Source organism: Mesorhizobium sp. M7A.T.Ca.US.000.02.2.1, assembly GCF_003996995.1.
GTDB lineage: Bacteria > Pseudomonadota > Alphaproteobacteria > Rhizobiales > Rhizobiaceae > Mesorhizobium.
The window spans coordinates 1-524 of sequence record NZ_RZTT01000895.1 but is presented as its reverse complement, the minus strand read 5'-3'; the positions used below and the strand labels follow the sequence as shown (position 1 = coordinate 524).

Below are 524 nucleotides of genomic sequence, written 5' to 3'. Positions count from 1 at the left end.
CTACAGGACGCCGCGAAACTGGCCCTCGCCCAGCTGGACGACGCTCCTTCGCGCCCAGTCACAGCAGAGGACATGGAAAACCTGCAGAATCTCGGGGCGGACGACTTCGACATGAATTTCTCGGACGTGGAGATTCCGAGTGGACCGCTCTCGGATGAGCAGATCGCGGCCATTGGGGCCGCACTTTTGGACCGCGCGGCATAACCGCATAACGGAGCAATCATGGTGGATGACAAGGGTATTACCGTACAGGGTGAGGAACCGAACGGCGCGCAACTGGCAGCTGCTGCGCGCCTGCGAAATGACCTCGATCGGGACGGCACGCCGGACCATTTGGCCGGTACAGCAGCCGACTCTCGCTGGGAGTCGCTTCGCCTGGGCCGAGAACAGGCGCGTGAACAGCTGACGGCGGATTTCGTCAGGGCGCGCGATGGACTGCAGGAGGTGGGCACGCGGCTGCACAGCGACCTGCAGCGCGACCCGCAATTCTCCGGATCTCCCATGGAAGTGGGGCTGCGCAGCAG

2 protein-coding genes are annotated in these 524 nt (G+C 63.7%); both read left to right on the top strand.

What is annotated here, in order from left to right; translation table 11 throughout:
• Window positions 1-204, top strand: a 204-nt coding sequence (locus EOD15_RS36420) for a hypothetical protein (protein ID WP_210212228.1), incomplete at its 5' end; no start/stop codon positions are given.
• An 18-nt stretch (window positions 205-222) separates the two neighbouring features.
• On the top strand, window positions 223-524 hold a 302-nt coding region (locus EOD15_RS35330), incomplete at its 3' end, for a hypothetical protein (RefSeq protein ID WP_148129856.1).